At 48.4% G+C, this 16,996-nt stretch carries 15 protein-coding genes; 3 read left to right on the top strand and 12 right to left on the bottom strand.

Going from position 1 to position 16,996, the window contains the following annotated elements; translation table 11 throughout:
- Nucleotides 1-153 precede the first annotated feature (153 nt).
- Together QNM19_RS03995 and QNM19_RS03990 are read right to left on the bottom strand one after the other, a co-directional pair.
- On the bottom strand, nt 154-504 hold the full coding sequence (locus QNM19_RS03995; RefSeq protein ID WP_049865677.1) for a hypothetical protein: 351 nt from the start codon (nt 502-504) through the stop codon (nt 154-156).
- Nucleotides 505-796: 292 nt separating this feature from the next.
- Complete coding sequence (locus QNM19_RS03990) at nt 797-2,236, bottom strand: chitinase (RefSeq protein ID WP_082225539.1); 1,440 nt, start codon at nt 2,234-2,236, stop codon at nt 797-799.
- 287 nt (nt 2,237-2,523) lie between these two features.
- Here QNM19_RS03990 and QNM19_RS03985 point away from each other — a divergent pair, with 287 nt between their 5' ends.
- A complete protein-coding gene (locus QNM19_RS03985) occupies nt 2,524-3,081 on the top strand; it encodes a GNAT family N-acetyltransferase (RefSeq protein WP_049865679.1) in 558 nt (185 codons plus the stop codon).
- Nucleotides 3,081-4,415, top strand: coding sequence for an NAD(P)/FAD-dependent oxidoreductase (locus QNM19_RS03980; protein ID WP_049865676.1), 1,335 nt, complete (start codon nt 3,081-3,083; stop codon nt 4,413-4,415). Before QNM19_RS03985 ends, QNM19_RS03980 begins: the two co-directional genes overlap by 1 nt.
- Nucleotides 4,416-4,434: 19 nt before the next feature.
- Here the strand turns inward: QNM19_RS03980 and QNM19_RS03975 are convergent, their stop codons facing one another.
- The 8 genes from QNM19_RS03975 to QNM19_RS03940 all read right to left on the bottom strand — a co-directional run bounded on the left by QNM19_RS03975 (nt 4,435) and on the right by QNM19_RS03940 (nt 12,995).
- Nucleotides 4,435-5,127 (bottom strand): SDR family oxidoreductase, encoded by a 693-nt coding sequence (locus QNM19_RS03975; RefSeq protein WP_049865675.1) that lies wholly within the window; start codon nt 5,125-5,127, stop codon nt 4,435-4,437.
- Nucleotides 5,128-5,197: 70 nt separating this feature from the next.
- Nucleotides 5,198-5,575, bottom strand: coding sequence for a SpoIIAA family protein (locus tag QNM19_RS03970; protein WP_049865674.1), 378 nt, complete (start codon nt 5,573-5,575; stop codon nt 5,198-5,200).
- A 7-nt stretch (nt 5,576-5,582) separates the two neighbouring features.
- Nucleotides 5,583-6,188, bottom strand: a complete 606-nt coding sequence (locus QNM19_RS03965; RefSeq protein WP_049865673.1) for a LysE family translocator — start codon at nt 6,186-6,188, stop codon at nt 5,583-5,585.
- A gap of 52 nt (nt 6,189-6,240) precedes the next feature.
- On the bottom strand, nt 6,241-7,422 hold the full coding sequence (gene prpF, locus QNM19_RS03960) for a 2-methylaconitate cis-trans isomerase PrpF (protein ID WP_049865672.1): 1,182 nt from the start codon (nt 7,420-7,422) through the stop codon (nt 6,241-6,243).
- 90 nt (nt 7,423-7,512) lie between these two features.
- Entirely contained in the window at nt 7,513-10,101 is a 2,589-nt protein-coding gene (gene acnD / locus QNM19_RS03955) for a Fe/S-dependent 2-methylisocitrate dehydratase AcnD (RefSeq protein WP_284026358.1), read from the bottom strand.
- Nucleotides 10,102-10,200: 99 nt separating this feature from the next.
- Complete coding sequence (gene prpC / locus QNM19_RS03950) at nt 10,201-11,322, bottom strand: bifunctional 2-methylcitrate synthase/citrate synthase (RefSeq protein WP_010380134.1); 1,122 nt, start codon at nt 11,320-11,322, stop codon at nt 10,201-10,203.
- Between the two features lie 91 nt (nt 11,323-11,413).
- Complete coding sequence (gene prpB, locus QNM19_RS03945) at nt 11,414-12,292, bottom strand: methylisocitrate lyase (RefSeq protein ID WP_040644496.1); 879 nt, start codon at nt 12,290-12,292, stop codon at nt 11,414-11,416.
- A gap of 34 nt (nt 12,293-12,326) precedes the next feature.
- Nucleotides 12,327-12,995 (bottom strand): GntR family transcriptional regulator, encoded by a 669-nt coding sequence (locus QNM19_RS03940; protein ID WP_010380130.1) that lies wholly within the window; start codon nt 12,993-12,995, stop codon nt 12,327-12,329.
- Nucleotides 12,996-13,209: 214 nt separating this feature from the next.
- Between QNM19_RS03940 and QNM19_RS03935 the strand changes: the two genes are divergently transcribed.
- Nucleotides 13,210-15,678, top strand: coding sequence for a TonB-dependent receptor (locus QNM19_RS03935; RefSeq protein ID WP_284026357.1), 2,469 nt, complete (start codon nt 13,210-13,212; stop codon nt 15,676-15,678).
- A gap of 23 nt (nt 15,679-15,701) precedes the next feature.
- On the opposite strand, the gene QNM19_RS03930 is transcribed toward QNM19_RS03935, so the two are convergent.
- Together QNM19_RS03930 and QNM19_RS03925 are read right to left on the bottom strand one after the other, a co-directional pair.
- Nucleotides 15,702-16,391: a substrate-binding periplasmic protein gene (locus QNM19_RS03930; protein ID WP_049866530.1), complete on the bottom strand. Its 690-nt coding sequence runs from the start codon at nt 16,389-16,391 to the stop codon at nt 15,702-15,704.
- 328 nt (nt 16,392-16,719) lie between these two features.
- The gene (locus tag QNM19_RS03925) at nt 16,720-16,917 is read right to left on the bottom strand and encodes a hypothetical protein (protein WP_284026356.1); all 198 of its coding nucleotides are present in this window, start codon (nt 16,915-16,917) and stop codon (nt 16,720-16,722) included.
- Nucleotides 16,918-16,996: the final 79 nt, after the last annotated feature.

Raw genomic sequence — 16,996 nt, 5'->3', positions numbered from 1 at the left:
AGGCAGACCCAGAATGAGCGTATTTCTCACCCGGGGCCTTGATAGTGTCATAGAGACACAGGCAGCCTGTTGCACACAGGATCAGGATACCTGAATGCAGTGCTCGGACTTGAGCAGAGTGGTATAGCCGTATCGACAATTTGGTCGGTGGTGTTATTCAACCACCTTCACTTCAACTTCATCGATTTGACAGTTCGCAGAAGCCTGATTAAAAGTGAGCTTAACAGGCAGGTTAGCGGCAACAGCAGTAAGTAGCATAGACTGCATATTGCGATAGTTTTCACTGGTTTTATTCAGCGCAGCCGCTTCTTCCTGATCCAGGTTACAAGCCAAAGTGGCATTGGTACCCTGTGGAAATTTCACTTTTACCTGAGTGGTGTTGGCCACAACCGAAGAAAATACAACGTTTGATACGCCTTCACAGCTGTACTTATCGCAGCTCGCAGCTGCCTGGCCGGCGAAAATAATGAATAAAGCGGAGATAGCAAGTGTAGAAAATTTCATTGTTATTATGTCCTTTTGAGAGTTATCGGTACAATGATATCGAAAAAGGAATATGAAATAAATTGTAAGTTAACAATATCATCATCAAGTGCATACAGATGTTGCTAGCAATAACAAAAACTCAACTAATTCATTCAGGCTGGGCGCCTATTTTCCAGAAAACAGAAAGTAGGTTAAGTAATTTGCGTTAAAAAAGGAATAAATATCGATTTTCTATTCAGGCTGCCAAAGCTCCTAAATTATAAGAGCTTTGGCTATGATATAGTCACGAAGTAACGTTAAAGCCTAAAGGTCAAGGAGCAGTAACAAGCTCCCAGGGGCCAGTCCCGTTTGGCTCGTCACCACGGGTCCACCACTTAGCAACATACACTTTGCCATTGAAGCTGGCTTTATCACCTTGTAAATAAACCTTATTTGCCTCCCACGCAGCGACATTGTCTACCGGTGGTTTGTCATCCGGCGGCGGAAGATTGTCAACAACAGTGACAACCGGCCAGCCAGTATGTGAGCCATAGAAGTTAGTCACACATTTCTCATAATCGCCTTCAACAAGCGCAGAGTAAGCAGTCTGATAACCTACCAGCTTACATTCAAATGAGAATCCACCTGGGCGATCGGCGTAGTACTCCCAGTTTGCCTCCCAGTTGGTGTAAAGCACTTCGCCGGCACCATCCAGATTCAAACTACCAAAGGGGGTTTGTTGCCAGCAGGTGTTTTCTTCATCACTTTCTACCGGAATGTTGTAATAGTGAGACAAGCCCTCCCAGTAGCGAATACGATTGACTGGCTGGCCTTTATTTCTGTTGTGCTCGCCACACTCAATACCACCATTGATGACATTAATTGTGGTACCAAAGCCATAACCAATGCCGGCATTCAGCTCTGTCTGGGACGGTACCCAGGTACGGTCAATCACGTGCAACATCGCCGGTTTTGGGGCCTGAGGCGTCAGGAAAAACCAAATAGCAGAAGCCAGGTTTAGCCAGGAGTCAGCAACCAAAGCAGGGTTATTCAGCAATACGGTCGCGTCACCGTCGAACATTGCCTCAGAGAACATGCCATAGTTAAAGTGGTAAGATAACTGCTTGGCACCACGACCGAAGTAACCCTGGCCATCAGCGCAGGGCCAGCGACGGTTTTGCCAGTCATTTTGACCGCACCCTGTGGTGTAACCGGGTTGACCTTCAGACCAGCCCATTTCGCGCACATGCACCAGCGCTTGCTGCCACTCTTCCAGGCGTAACGGGTTATCTGACACATTGTCCGTTGAGATATGGCCACCCGTTTCCTGGGCAAAGTGTGCAAATGCCGTGACGATAGACTTCTTACAAATAGCATCTGCATTACGGCCATCGGTGTAATCACCACAAAAAGCAGGAAACTTACCAATTGCGCGTAAAAAGCGTGTATAGGTGTATTCTGGCGCCGCCATTTGGGTCAAAAAATCCCACTCACTTTGACCAAAGACTCGCTCTACTCGCTTTACATTATCGGGGTTGCTGGCCGCACCCGGAACAATTGCATCAACAATGGTATTGCTGCGTGTTTGTAATGCTTTTGCCCAGACCGCATACATAGGGTTGGCAGTCAGCGTTGACTCGGCAGCCTGAAGGCCTGCACGGTCGAGTAAATAAGCACCGGAATTGTTCGGATCAGGCTGTACATTGAGGGCCAAAGCGGGCGCACTAAGGCCCCCGATCACTGCCAGACTGACAAAGTTTAGTTTATTCATAAGACATCCTTTACATGTTGTTGTGTTGTGGGACACTCTGCGAGCACCCCGATTTCGTTTATTATCGTTCTTGTAAACAGCCTGCCAAAAAAGATCATTGCAACATCTACATCAGACATACTGTTGTCACAATTATTACCAAGATGACATCGCTGTCAATAACAGTTGAACATAAAACACACTAATTTCGTACCTATTTTGTGCAAGTTTTTTTGAACAGCTTTGTTTTCAATTAAGAAATGCTGCAGAATGACAACTCTGTAAATGACACTTGGCAATCGCATATGATCTCAATCCTCCCACTCAACTCAACGCATTACCCGGCAGTAATCGAGCTCGGTAACCTGGTCCACGGAGAGAATTACCTTGATCTGGACGGCATCAAAATGATGCATCAACGAGGTACTCAACATGGCCTGAACGCCTCTTTTGTGGCTGTTGACGAGTTACACGGAGTTGTTGGATTCAGAACGTCTTACAGCGCTGGCCAGTGGCCAATTGACAAGTGGTGTTCAACAACACTCTGGCCTGTGGGATCAGAACATATGGCATACTTTAAGTGCATCGCAATTCACCCGGATGCACAGGGACAGGGGATTGGACCTAAGTTACTCAAAGCGTCTGTTGAAGTACTGAAGCAACAGGGAGCCAAAGCGGGTGTATCTCATCTGTGGATGCAAAGTCCAGGCAATGGTGCTGTAAAATATTTCACCAAATCCGGGGGCAAGCTCGTCAAAGCACACGATGATCGCTGGCTGGATCTCTCCCTGTACGAAGGGTATTGCTGTCCAGTCTGTGGTAACGAGTGTCATTGTCAGGCAGCCGAAATGGTACTGGAGTTCTGATGCACGCTTTTGATCCACTCCATGCTCCCCATTGCCAGGGACAAGCATTCGCCCCCAGCTACTGGGCCGCAACTCAGCCTCTGCCAGTCGCAAATTCAGCGCCACAGACTTCTGAACATTTTGATGTGGCCATTATAGGTGGTGGCTTTAGTGGCTTGTTGAGTGCTTACTATCTGGCCCATATCTATCAACAGAAGGTATGTGTGCTTGAAGCCAATCAGGTTGGCTTCGGGGCGAGCGCCCGAAATGCAGGATTTGCGCTACCAGGCTCGGGGCGACTTGGCTATGCTGATTATGCAAAGCGCTGGGGCATAGATGTCAGCCGTGGTATTTATGAAGAATTTCAGGGCGGGGTGAACAGGGTCCGATCGCTGATTGAAACAAACCAGATTAACTGCGATGCTCAAGCATCAGGCTATCTTAAAATTGCACATAATGCTCAGGCTTATAACAACTTACAAAGCGCTGCACAGTTTATATCAGATAATTTTGGCAATGACGCGAGCCAGCTGCTCAGCCGCGATGCACTTGAAACTCAATTCATGTTAAATCACCATGCTCATGGTGCCATGCGCTATGAAAATGGTTTTGGTTTACACCCCCTCAAACTGCTACTGGGTTACCGCGACATGGCCATCCAGGCTGGAGTTACGTTATTCGAGCACAGTCTTGTCAGTGAAGTTAAACACGGCCAACGCCACCAGCTGAATGTCAACGATCAAACCATCAGCGCTGATAAACTGTTGTATACAGGTAACGCATACAACAATAAACACAGCCACCCATTGATTGACAACCGCTACCTGCCGATCCTAAGCAGTATCTTTGTAACACGCCCACTCAGCAATGACGAACTAGCACAAACAGGCCTGCAAACTCATCAGGTAGTCATGGATACCCGCAGACTGAAATATTACTACCGGTTATTGCCAGATAATCGTCTGCTATTTGGTGGCCGAGGTGCTGTGTTCGCCAAAGATCAGCACAAAGCCAAGTACCTTAATCATCTTAAGTCGGCTCTTGCCGAGTGCTTCCCTTGCCTCAAAGGTATAGCACACGACTATTACTGGCACGGCTATATCGCCGCAGCACTGGATGATATGCCACACATCTTTTTTGAAGAAAATGTCGGATATATTTTGGGTTATTGTGGTTCAGGGGTGTCATTTAGCTCACAAGCAGGCTACCGACTGGCGCAACTGACCATGAAGGATAAAGTACCTGACTTACCGCTTTATCAGCGGCCTTTACCCAAAATCCCCTTTCCACAACTCCGCCGTTTTGGCCAGCTAGGTTACTATCACCTGGCGCAAATTCAGGACAAGTTTTCGTAAAGCGCAACTGGTACAGGGTCTACCAGGGAATGGCAAGTCCCTGGTAATCATAAAATCCACCACTTTGCGCTTCGTGAAGCTCATCCAGCACTTGTTTGAGCCCATGTGCAGACTCTTCTACTGAAATCAATGCGTTAGGGCCACCCATATCGGTTTTTACCCAGCCTGGGTGCAGTGCTACCGTTTTGATCCCTTCAGGTAACAGGTCATTTGAAAGGCTCTTTACCACTGAGTTTAGGGCTGCTTTCGAGCTACGATATATGTAACCGCCCCCTTTGGTGTTGTTCGTCATGCTGCCAACTTTGGATGACAACACAGCAAATGTTTTTCCTTCACCTAGCTTTAGGTGCGCACTAAACGCCTCGGCCAGCTTCAGAGGTGCGATTACATTGACTTCCATCACATGCTTCCACTGTTCGACATCACAGTCACCAAAGGCATAGCCCTTTGGGCCATAAATCCCGGCATTATTGATGACTAAATCAATGGGCGTTTCACTGAGCGATTTCGCCAGTTTATTCATCTGCTCATATTGGGTAACGTCCAGCGCAAATATCTGCAAATGGCTAAATTGCTGCTCAAGTTGCCATAATGCCTCAGCCGATTGCGGCGTCCTGCAACTTGCCAGTACTCGCCAGCCCTGCTCAAGATAAAGCTTTACGAGCGCAAGCCCGATCCCCCGATTTGCACCTGTGATAAAAAGTGTGTTCATAAGTTTATTTCAGCCTTTAACTAACGCCCCACAGACCATTATATATGTTTCGCACTCGCAGGGACCACACCTACTTTGTTAACCATGACAAGGCTTGCGTTTTTTCCTCAAAATAACGAGACTCACCTTCAACAAACCAATTACCCACTTTGGCCGCAAATTTTTGCCAGCGACTGTTACCCAGCACCGCAATTTTGTAAAAGTCATGACTGTGATTCAGTGCGAGTGCGACATCGTCCCAGGCTGCATGGAGGTCCCAGCCCTCAAACTCAGTGACATCCACCAACACCCTGATTTTCTGGCCAACAGCCGCTCTCAATGCACTATCTATCACAGCTTTAATGGCCATATAATCAGCGTGACTGACCTTACCCAGTGCCTTAAAGCTCATTAACAGATCGCCATTTAAGCGTTCAGTATCTACGGAGATTGAATGAAAGCGCTCCATGGCAGTCTCAGCTAAGAAGATGGGTTGTACTAATCCAAATTAGCAGACAGGTTAACAAAAAGGCAAAAAATAAACGTAAATTACGCAATTGTGTCGGTGTTTTAATGAAACGGTGCAATACGCCGCCAAGCATCAGCCAAAGGCTATCCACTATAATAGCAATGATAAAACAGGTGCTCGCTGCCAATATCGCCCCCATCACCGGGGTGACATCAGGCACACTGTTATTAGCAAAAATAGCAATGCAGGCAGCGTAAGCCTTAGGGTTTAACAGGTTCAAAATAAATCCATCCCGAAACCCCACTTCGCTGCCCGCAATATCTGACAGACCGCTATGATTGTTTGCGATTTTATACGCGACGTAAAACAAGTAAACAATGGCCACTATCTGACATACCGCGCTGAGATTGGGATAACTCAACAATAGGGCGCCCAGACCTGTCGCAGCCGCAATAATAGCAACCAGCAAGCCCAGCAGAATCCCAGATAAAAAGGGCACACCACCGCGAGCACCAGAACTGGCTCCAACCGCAGCCAGCGCCAATGGAGCGGGTCCGGGAGAACCAAGTAACAAGGCCGTTGTCAGGGCTATTGAAAATATCGCTTCATACATATTCTTCGTTCCTTAAAAAATCAGCCCGGATAAACCGGGCTGAAGTACATCATTAAACTTGTTCCTGCGGGACTCTGACATGCCCCTCCATGACCACCCTGGCGCTGCGACTCATCACCGCTTTCTTAGCCAACCAACGGCCATTCACTTGCTCTGCTTCAGCCCCCACTTTTAGCGTGCCTGAAGGGTGACCAAAAGTAACACTATTTCGCTCACCACCGCCTGCTGCCAGATTCACCAGCGTGCCTGGAATGGCTGCGGCTGTGGCAATCGCTACGGCAGCAGTACCCATCATGGCATGGTGCAACTTGCCCATCGACAAGGCACGAACAGACAAGTCGATATCCTGCTCTGAAATCGCTTTACCACTGGATGCGGTATACGCTTTGGCACCGCACACAAACGCGATTTTAGGCGTATGCTGGCGTATTTTAGCTTCGTCAATGTGCTCAATCAGACCCATCTTAACGGCGCCATAAGCGCGGATTTTTTCAAAACGTGCCAATGCTGCAGCATCACCATTGATGGCTTCTTGCAGCTCCACCCCGGTGTAACCCAGATCCTCCGCGCGGAAAAACAAGGTGGGGATCCCGGCATTAATCATAGTGACATCGAAAGTACCTACATCCGGCACTTCCAGCTGATCAACCAAATTGCCACTGGGGAACATATCGGCATCCGCATCTGCCGGGTCAATAAACTCCACCACCACTTCAGCGGCAGGAAAGGTAACACCATCCAGCTCAAAATCACCGCTTTCCTGAACTTCGCCATTGCGCATAGGAATATGCGCAATAATGGTTTTTTCTATGTTTGCTTGCCAGATCCGCACTACAGCTATGCCGTTTTCAGGGACTCGGCTGGCATCAACCAGACCATTGCTAATCGCAAACGCCCCGACTGCGGCGGTCAGATTCCCGCAGTTGCCACTCCAGTCGATGAAAGGTTTGTCTATGGCAACCTGACCAAATAAATAGTCGACATCATGTTCAGCTTTATTACTTTTAGACAGGATCACAGTTTTACTGGTGCTGGAAGTTGCACCACCCATCCCGTCCGTTTGTTTACCATAAGGATCAGGGCTGCCAATTACTCGCAGTAACAGCTGATCCCGTGCCTCACCAGCGACCTGTGCTGCTTTCGGCAGGTCATTGAGATTAAAAAACACGCCTTTGGAAGTGCCGCCGCGCATATAAGTCGCCGGCACACGTAATTGAGGTTTGAAAGTCATCATTTTCATCCTAAATAGCAGCACGGACACCCACAGTGAGTGCCCTCTGCTCAGGTAAGCTCCACATTGGCTGCGGAGCGAGAACGGAATTACTTATGCGTTTGCTTCGAGAAAATCTTTGGCAAAGCGTTGTAGTACACCACCGGCTTCGTAAATTGACACTTCTTCTTCTGTATCAAGGCGACACAGCACCGGCACTTCAATCTGTACGCCATTGCTGCGATGAATGATCAGGTTCAACGTTGCGCCTGGAGTGCGTGTGCCTTCCACATCATATGTTTCAGTACCATCCAGCTCCAGCGTTTTACGCGTTGTGCCATTTAGGAACTCCAGCGGTAACACGCCCATCCCGATCAGATTAGTACGGTGAATCCGCTCAAAGCCTTCAGCCACAATCACTTCTACACCCGCTAAACGCACGCCTTTAGCTGCCCAGTCACGAGATGAGCCCTGACCATAGTCTGCCCCCGCCACGATGATCAGTGGCTGCTTGCGATCCATATAGGTTTCGATGGCTTCCCACATACGGGTTACTTTGCCTTCAGGTTCAAGGCGCGCCAAAGAGCCTTGCTGCACTTCACCCTTTTCCGTCACCATTTCGTTTAGCAACTTAGGGTTGGCAAAGGTTGCACGCTGTGCGGTCAAGTGATCACCGCGGTGTGTTGCATACGAATTAAAATCTTCTTCTGGCAGGCCCATTTTCGCCAGGTATTCACCAGCCGCACTGGATGCCAAAATTGCATTCGACGGAGACAGGTGATCTGTGGTGATGTTATCACCCAGAATGGCAAGCGGTCGCATGCCTTTCATCGTGCGCTCACCCGCTAATGCGCCTTCCCAATAGGGCGGGCGACGGATGTAGGTGCTCATTGGCCGCCACTGATAAAGCGGATCATTGTCTTCACCATAATCAACGCTGAGATCAAACATCGGTTCATACACGGCACGGAACTGCTCAGGTTTTACGCTCTGAGCAATAACCGCATCAATCTCTTCATCACTTGGCCAGATGTCTTTTAACGTAACCGGATTACCATCCTGATCATTGCCCAAAACACCGTTTTCGATATCAAAGCGGACCGAGCCCGCGATAGCATAAGCTACAACCAACGGAGGTGATGCAAGGAAAGCCTGTTTCGCATAAGGATGGATTCGGCCATCAAAATTCCGGTTACCGGATAGCACTGCGGTGGAATACAGATCGCGGTCAATCACTTCCTGCTGAATTTTTGGATCCAGTGCGCCACTCATGCCATTACAGGTAGTACAGGCAAATGCAACGATACCAAAGCCTAACTGCTCCAATTCTGGCAGTAACTGCGCTTCTTCCATATAAGAACGAACCGCTTTTGAACCCGGCGCAAATGACGTTTTGACCCAGGGCTTGCGACTCAGGCCCAGTTTATTCGCATTACGTGCCAGCAGTCCGGCTGCGACTACGTTACGCGGGTTACTGGTGTTGGTACAGCTGGTGATGGCTGCAATGATCACCGCACCGTCTGGCATTTCGCCTTCACGCTGTTCATAGTCAGCCACAATACCTTGCTTGGCCAGATCTGCCGTGGCTACTCGTCGGTGTGGGTTGGATGGACCCGCCAGGTTGCGGCCTACTGATGATAAATCAAATTTCAGCACCCGCTCATAATGTGCACCGGTCATGGCATCAGCCCACAGGCCGGTGTGTTTTGCATATTGCTCGACGAGTTTGATCTGCTCATCATCACGACCCGTTAAACGCAGATAGTCGATGGTTTGCTGATCGATATAGAACATGGCAGCCGTTGCGCCATATTCCGGTGTCATATTGGAAATAGTCGCCCGGTCACCCAAAGACAGGCCATCACAGCCTTCGCCGAAGAACTCCAGGTAAGAGGAAACTACACGTTCCTGGCGCAAGAACTCTGTGATTGCCAGCACGATATCTGTCGCGGTGATCCCCGGCTGACGCTTGCCAACCAGCTCGACACCAACGATGTCCGGCAAACGCATATACGATGCACGTCCCAGCATGACGCTCTCAGCCTCAAGGCCACCCACACCTACCGCAATCACGCCCAGCGCATCAACATGTGGCGTATGGCTGTCGGTACCAACCAGGGTATCTGGAAATGCCACGCCATCACGAGCCTGGATAACCGGCGACATCTTCTCTAAGTTAATCTGGTGTAAAATACCATTGCCTGGCGGGATCACGTCGACATTTTTAAATGCGGTTTTGGTCCAGTTAATAAAGTGGAAACGGTCGTCATTACGTCGGTCTTCAATCGCCCGGTTTTTCTCAAAGGCATTCTCTTCGTAGCCCGCGTGCTCAACCGCCAAACTGTGATCAACAATAAGCTGAGTCGGGACTACGGGGTTTACTTTAGCCGGGTCGCCGCCTTTTTCTGCTATGGCATCACGCAGACCGGCAAGGTCCACCAGTGCAGTCTGGCCCAGGATGTCATGGCAAACCACGCGCGCCGGAAACCAGGGGAAATCCAGATCGCGACGACGTTCGATAATTTGAGTCAGGTAATCGTTGAGTTTTTCAGGCTCAGCGCGGCGTACCAGGTTTTCTGCTAACACTTTAGAGGTATAAGGCAAGCCATCATAAGCACCCGGCTTAATGGCTTCGACCGCTTCGCGGGTGTCGTAATAACACAACGAAGAGTCAGGTAATTTTTTGCGAAATTGGCTGTTCATAACTACTTCCAGAATTGCTCGTTGGCTCAATGGCACAGATCTTTATAATTGTTGTGGACGATCTGTGCCATTAGGTGACGTGAAATGTTGATTTAGATATTAACGCTCAGACATAGGCGGAACCGGACGTAGCTCCTCACCCGTGTAATCCGCTGACGGACGGATGATACGGTTGTCTGCTCTTTGCTCCATGACATGACCTGCCCACCCTGTTAATCGTGACATCACGAAAATAGGTGTAAACAGCTTGGTTGGGATCTTCATGAAGTGATAAGCCGATGCGTGGAAGAAATCCGCGTTACAGAATAGCTTTTTCTCACGCCACATAACCGCTTCACAGCGCACAGAAACAGGATAAAGGACTGTGTCACCTACATCTGCAGCAAGCTTTTCTGACCACTGTTTGATGATTTCGTTACGCGGATCTGACTCGGAGTAGATAGCGTGCCCAAAGCCCATGATCTTCTCTTTACGCTCAAGCATGCCCATCATTTCTTGCTCTGCGTGATCAGCTGATTCAAAGCGCTCAATCATTTCCATCGCAGCTTCATTTGCACCACCGTGCAAAGGACCACGCAATGAGCCTATTGCACCTGTAATACACGAGTGCATGTCTGACAGCGTAGACGCACAAACACGCGCCGTGAAAGTAGACGCGTTAAACTCATGCTCTGCGTATAGGATCAGAGATACATGCATAACACGCTCATGTAATTCGTTTGGCTTCTCACCATGCAGCATGTGCAGGAAGTGCGCGCCGATTGAATCGTCATCCGTTTCAACGTCAATACGAACGCCATCATGGCTAAAGCGATACCAGTAACAGATGATGCTTGGGAAACATGCCAACATACGATCAGTAATCGCCAGCTGCTGTTCAAAGTTGTGCTCACCTTCTAAGTTACCCAACATAGAGCAACCTGTACGTAATACGTCCATTGGGTGTGCGTCAGCCGGAATACGCTCCAGTACTTCTTTGAGTGCCTGTGGCAGGCCACGCTGAGACTTTAGTAAAGCTTTGTAGCCGTCAAGCTCCTGTTGATTAGGTAACTTGCCTTTTAAGATCAGATACGCGACTTCCTCAAACTGACAATGCTCTGCCAGGTCTTTCACGTCGTAACCGCGATAGGTCAGGCCTGAACCAGATACGCCCACTGTCGACAGCGCCGTTTTACCTGCAACCTGACCGCGAAGGCCTGCACCGCTTAATACTTTAGCCATTTTGTTATCTCCTGAATTTTTACCTGCTGGTTAATTTCATTATAAGAAAGGCCACATATCAGCGGCACTTGCTCAATATCCTTTGTGTCTTTTACTTATTTTTACCCTGGGCAAATAACCCATCGAGCTTTTGTTCATACTCGTGGTAGCCGAGGTAGTCATACAAGTCCATACGAGTTTGCATGTTATCTATGACGGCTTTCTGATCACCATTCTCTAAGATGGACTGATAGACCATTTCTGCTGCTTTGTTCATAGCACGGAAAGCACTCAGCGGATAAAGCACCATATCAACGCCCCACTCACCCAATTCTTGCTTGTTCCATAACTCGGTTTTCCCGAATTCCGTGATGTTTGCGAGAATAGGCACATCCAGCGCCTCTGAAAACGCGCGGTAGTGTTCTTCTGTCTGAACGGCTTCTGCAAAAATGCCATCCGCACCGGCTGCAACATACGCTTTAGCACGCTCAATGGCGGCTTCCAGACCTTCCTGAGCAAACGCATCAGTACGGGCCATGATGAAGAAATCTGGATCGGTGCGTGCATCAACGGCAGCTTTGATCCGATCAACCATTTCCTCAGTCGAAACAATCTCTTTGTTTGGACGGTGACCACAGCGTTTTTGCGCAACCTGATCTTCCAGATGCACAGCCGCTGCACCCGCTTTTTGCATTTCCTGAATGGTTTTAGCAATGTTAAACGCCCCACCCCAGCCGGTGTCGATATCAACCATTAGAGGTAAGTCACAGGCTGAAGTGATACGCTGTACATCAGCAATCACATCATTCAAGGACGTAATACCTAAATCAGGCAGGCCATAAGAGGCGTTGGCTACGCCACCACCTGAGAGGTAAATCGCCTGATGGCCAATTTTCTTCGCCATAATTGCGCTATAGGCATTGATGGTGCCAACAATCTGAAGCGGCTGATTGGCTTTTAGCGCGTCGCGAAATTTTTTACCTGCGCTGATGATCCCTGTACTCATAAGTGTGTCTCCCCAATTATTACTGATGCTGTTTGGTTAACTTGGTGGCAATGTTATTTTTAGAATATTGAATATGGCGACGCATTAGCATTTCTGCCAGTTCGGCATCCCGATTTGCGATAGCGCGCACTATGTGTTTGTGCTCGTCGTAAGCGGTGGTTACGCGCGGCCCGGCCATGCCGAGCTGCACCCGATACATACGTGCCAGGTGATATATGCCGTTGCTCAGCATGGCGATAAGCTGCTGATTCTGACTACCCACAATGATGCGGTAATGAAAATCCAGGTCACCGGCTTCCTGGTAGTAAGATTCGCCGCCCTTAACTTCGTCGAACTGCTCATTCAACAGGCTGTTTAGTTTAGCGACTTCATCATCTGGCATGTGTTGTGCTGCCAGACGCGCGGCCATACCTTCAAGCGCTTCACGCACCTGATATAATTCCATCAAGCCTTCTTCACTTAACGAAACCACTCTGGCACCCACATTCGGACGACGTTCAACCAGGTGACACGCTTCAAGGCGGTTTATCGCTTCTCGTACAACAGCGCGGCTTACTTCATATTTTGTCGACAATTCCATTTCGCTCAGTTTAGAGCCAGCAGGAATATCACCTTCAACAATCTCTTTTCTAAGCCGGAAAAATGCTTTATCAGAAGCAGTTACGGCACTTTCATGCATAAAGCTCATTATGTCTTCGCCTTCCGGTCTTGATAAAAGTTGTAGACAATATAGAGCTACTTGACGTGTACGTCAACCTAACACCCTAGAGATTGTCGACAATTTTAGCTATACAGGGTATTCATGAAATTTATGGTCCAAAAATGGTGGACCAGGCTCAGAAATAAAGACGCCAGTCATAAGTTCTCTTACATTCAAAGTAAGCATTTGAAGAAAAAATCAAATGACGGCTCAGCAATGGGGGCAGGCTACTATTGGCTTACTATACTTAATGCAAAACATTCCTGAAGCTGTTGAGAACAGTATGTATGCCACCTATTTAAAAGGGCTTTGGCTTTATTTATTGCTACCTTTGACCCACCTGTCTTGCACACCCGCCATGGCGCAGGAAGCACCTAGCCAAACTGCGAATGCCCTGCAGCTGGAGCGAATTACAGTCACTGCCAATCGCCGTAATCAGGATTTACAGGCTGTCTCTTCTTCAATATCGGTATTAAGTGATGAAGATATAGAACGTAACGGTATTGTCGACATAACAAGATTAGACAGCCTCGTTCCCGGATTGCGTATCGGTCAGTCCGGAGCCGAAATACGCCCGGCAATGCGTGGTGCCAGAACCAATGAAGTGGGGGTTTCCGGCCCGGGTATTGCCGAACAGGTTGTCGGGGTTTTTCAGGATGGGATCTATATTCCGACAACGACTGCTGGCACAGGCGCTTACGTTGATATTGAGCGGATAGAAGTGTTACGAGGTCCTCAGGGAACCTTGTATGGTCGCAATACATTTGCGGGAAGCATCAACATCATCAGCAAACAACCTGACTTTGAGTCGCTGCAAGGTAGCATTAAATTGCTCAGGGGCAGTTACCACAGAAACCGTTATGAGGGTATGGTCAACCTGCCCATCAGCGATTCACTTGCAACCCGGCTGGTCATGGTGGCAGATAAACATCAGGGTTTTATCGCCAACCATCATCTGCCGGGTCCGGAGGATGACCTCAGAGAGAAAGACTTATTCTACGCACGCTGGATATCCAGATATCAGAATAATTCCGATTTTCAGATGACTTTACGATTCGATTTTTCCAACAAAGATGCCAACTCAGATGCAATTTGGGGCTATCAACAAATATATGGCTATCAGCTCAGTGAAACCACGCCTGGCTCCGGCATCTTTCATCCTCAAGCCATAGTCACGCCGGGCCACATTTATCAGCCTGATAATGTCAGAAATGACGACACTGGCCCATATGATGTGTTTCGCAACGCACAGTCTTTCAACAAGCAAGACGCGCTATCTGGCACCGTGCTGTTAGAGTGGCACGATGCGCTGGCTCACTATAAATGGACCAGCAACTATACCAAGTTTAGTGGTAAACAGTTTTACGATAATGACTTCAGCGATGGCGGTATAGACAAAGTAGGTGGATTCGGCCGTCAGGACGAACAATATAGCTGGTCCTCAGAAATACAAGCGTCTTGTGCGACTAGAGGCCCGCTGTCCTGGATTGCAGGTCTGCACATATTTCATCAGGAAGCTGACTGGGCGTGGTTATGGCACACGGATAGCAATGATGACGGGATCGCCGACCGCATTCATGTGCCAGCCTGGGGGAACCCAGAAGATGACCCTCATATCAGCCATTCAACAGCGCTATTCAGCCAGCTAAGGTTTGCGCTCAGCGACAAGCTGCGTTTAATTGGCGGTTTACGTTACAACACAGATAAGAAAGATTTTACAGGTAACCTGACCCCGCAATGGCAAAACGCTACCTTGCTGTACAAAGCAGGCGTGGAATTTAAAGCCGACGAGGACGCACTCTATTACGCCAGCATTGCTAATGGCTATCGCACCGGAGGCGCCAATGATACACGTGTGGTCGAGCGTGGCGCAGCCCCTCTTTACGACAATGAACAGGTGATATCTTTTGAGCTGGGCATGAAGCACACCCTGCTAGGCGGCGCAATGCAGCTGAATATTTCGGCTTATATGAACAAATACAGTGATGTAAAAGCACAGCTGTTTGCCATTGCCTGCAATGATGTCATCTCAGGTCACACTGTGACTCAGTGCCTTGCTAACGGTACCAGTACCACATTCGAGTATTATGAAAACGGCGGAGATATTACTTCTGTGGGCCTGGATCTGGCGCTGTCCTGGTTGCCTCTGGATGATATGCACGTGTCCGCTAATTTGACCTGGATTGATGCCCGGTTCAGTGATGATTTCAAAGTCGGCAATGCGGCACTTCGTCCGCTTCTTGGGCTTGGTAATCTGGACGGCAGACAAGACATTAATGACCACACCAGTCAGTTTAGTTTCGCCCACTGGCAACCGGCAATGACCTCAGAATACACGCTGGGATTCAGTGCACTCTATCATTTCTATCTTGATGAAACATCTTACTTAACACCCTATATCCAGCTCAGCTATAAAGACGATTATTATGCGTTTGACACCAACATTCCCGAGGTCAAAGTCAATGCCCATTTGATGGCCGATGCGCGCCTTACCTGGACTGTGAATGACAGAACAGACATTCAGTTCTTTATTGAAAACCTGACCAACCAAAACGTGCTCAGCCGTGCCGTTGTGCACTCCCAAATCGTCAATGACTTGCCTGCCAATTCAATCCAGGCCAACTGGAACAACCCCCGAACATGGGGTGTGGTATATCGATATCAGTTTTAGTTTGCACCCAAAAACAGACACAGCTACTGGCTGTAGCCTGCAATGATATTTGCCAGTGTGCCGTTGCGCTTTGCCTGGGCGATGACCTGATTAATCTCTGGCAATAAATTGGCACACCAGGAGTGACGGGATAACAATAAATGTACATCAAGCACCGCAACAGGGTGCGGCAGCGCAACAAATTCGTCCTGCAAGCCGCTTTTTTGCAAAAACAGCAAGCCATCCTGATAATCCAGCACAAAATAATCGGCCAGCCCTTCTATGAGTGGTCGCAGTACATTGGCCTCAAAAGTGGCTTTATGCGCGGCAACGCTGACAAAACTGGATTTGTTTTCAGCCGCAAAGCTATCAAATGCCTGACCAAAGCTGCCCCCAAGCGGTTTTAGCCCTACACGGCCCTTCAGGTGTTCAAGCTTCTCAAACACAAATGACCTGTCTTTATGTACAAACACCCTGATCTCATTGCGGTAATAAGGCTCGCTATATTGGAACAGGCTACTGCGCTGGGCGGTTTTATAGGCGCCAGAGACAACATCCAGCTGCCCCACTTCAACCATTTTAAGCACGCGTTTCCAGGGTAAAGACGGTGCTATCCACACTGGCAACTTTAACTGTTCGCCAATGTACTCTAGCAACTCAAAAGAAATCCCCTCTGCTTTATCCGTTTGCTCATTGATATACCCAATAGGCCACCAACTTACCGGCCCGCCCACCCTCAATTCCTGGCAGCTCCCTGTTACACTGGCGCTCGCTGCAAACCCATATAATGCAAAGGTCAAAAATGAAATGACTTTGATGTATTTCAGGCAATAAGGAAATGGGTTAAAACAGACAGCCAAACGACACCACTGTGAAAGGTGAACACACTCTAACCATAGACAGGCACAAGCTGTTTATCCAGTACAGCCCTGCTTTCAGTGCGTTTTATCACAGTATAAGATTTGATCCCGAAGAACTTGCATATTTTGCGCGTAAATCAATCTAAAATCGCGAATAAAGGCGCAACTTAAACACAGTTATAAAGCGAGCCTTTCATAAAAGTTATCGAAAATGATACTGCTTTACCACATCGTTAATGCTGCGGTTGCCGCTTTTCACCGCATTGAAATCCTGCTCGGTAATTGGTTGAATGGTGGAACTGGAGCCGTGTGCACCACTGTCATAACTGACAAAAAACTTGCCTTTTTCACGGACAACCATACAACTGATGCCTCTTATCTCTTCGTAATCTGGTGTCATATTTTTTACCCTAAAAACAAGTTCATAAACGTTTAAACTGAGCTATTTAGTGTGCTTCGTGATAACCATTGGCAGACAG

Origin of the sequence: Pseudoalteromonas ardens (assembly GCF_030125445.1) — a bacterium.
GTDB lineage: Bacteria > Pseudomonadota > Gammaproteobacteria > Enterobacterales > Alteromonadaceae > Pseudoalteromonas > Pseudoalteromonas ardens.
This window is presented reverse-complemented; position numbering and strand designations above follow the sequence as displayed.

Bases quoted from the DNA above. Each gene is read 5' to 3' on its own strand.
- QNM19_RS03995 (WP_049865677.1), bottom strand. From the start codon at position 504: ATGAAATTTTCTACACTTGCTATCTCCGCTTTATTCATTATTTTCGCC.
- QNM19_RS03990 (WP_082225539.1), bottom strand. From the start codon at position 2,236: ATGAATAAACTAAACTTTGTCAGTCTGGCAGTGATCGGGGGCCTTAGT.
- QNM19_RS03980 (WP_049865676.1), top strand. From the start codon at position 3,081: ATGCACGCTTTTGATCCACTCCATGCTCCCCATTGCCAGGGACAAGCA.
- QNM19_RS03975 (WP_049865675.1), bottom strand. From the start codon at position 5,127: ATGAACACACTTTTTATCACAGGTGCAAATCGGGGGATCGGGCTTGCG.
- QNM19_RS03970 (WP_049865674.1), bottom strand. From the start codon at position 5,575: ATGGAGCGCTTTCATTCAATCTCCGTAGATACTGAACGCTTAAATGGC.
- QNM19_RS03965 (WP_049865673.1), bottom strand. From the start codon at position 6,188: ATGTATGAAGCGATATTTTCAATAGCCCTGACAACGGCCTTGTTACTT.
- prpF (WP_049865672.1), bottom strand. From the start codon at position 7,422: ATGATGACTTTCAAACCTCAATTACGTGTGCCGGCGACTTATATGCGC.
- acnD (WP_284026358.1), bottom strand. From the start codon at position 10,101: ATGAACAGCCAATTTCGCAAAAAATTACCTGACTCTTCGTTGTGTTAT.
- prpC (WP_010380134.1), bottom strand. From the start codon at position 11,322: ATGGCTAAAGTATTAAGCGGTGCAGGCCTTCGCGGTCAGGTTGCAGGT.
- QNM19_RS03940 (WP_010380130.1), bottom strand. From the start codon at position 12,995: ATGAGCTTTATGCATGAAAGTGCCGTAACTGCTTCTGATAAAGCATTT.
- QNM19_RS03935 (WP_284026357.1), top strand. From the start codon at position 13,210: ATGACGGCTCAGCAATGGGGGCAGGCTACTATTGGCTTACTATACTTA.
- QNM19_RS03925 (WP_284026356.1), bottom strand. From the start codon at position 16,917: ATGACACCAGATTACGAAGAGATAAGAGGCATCAGTTGTATGGTTGTC.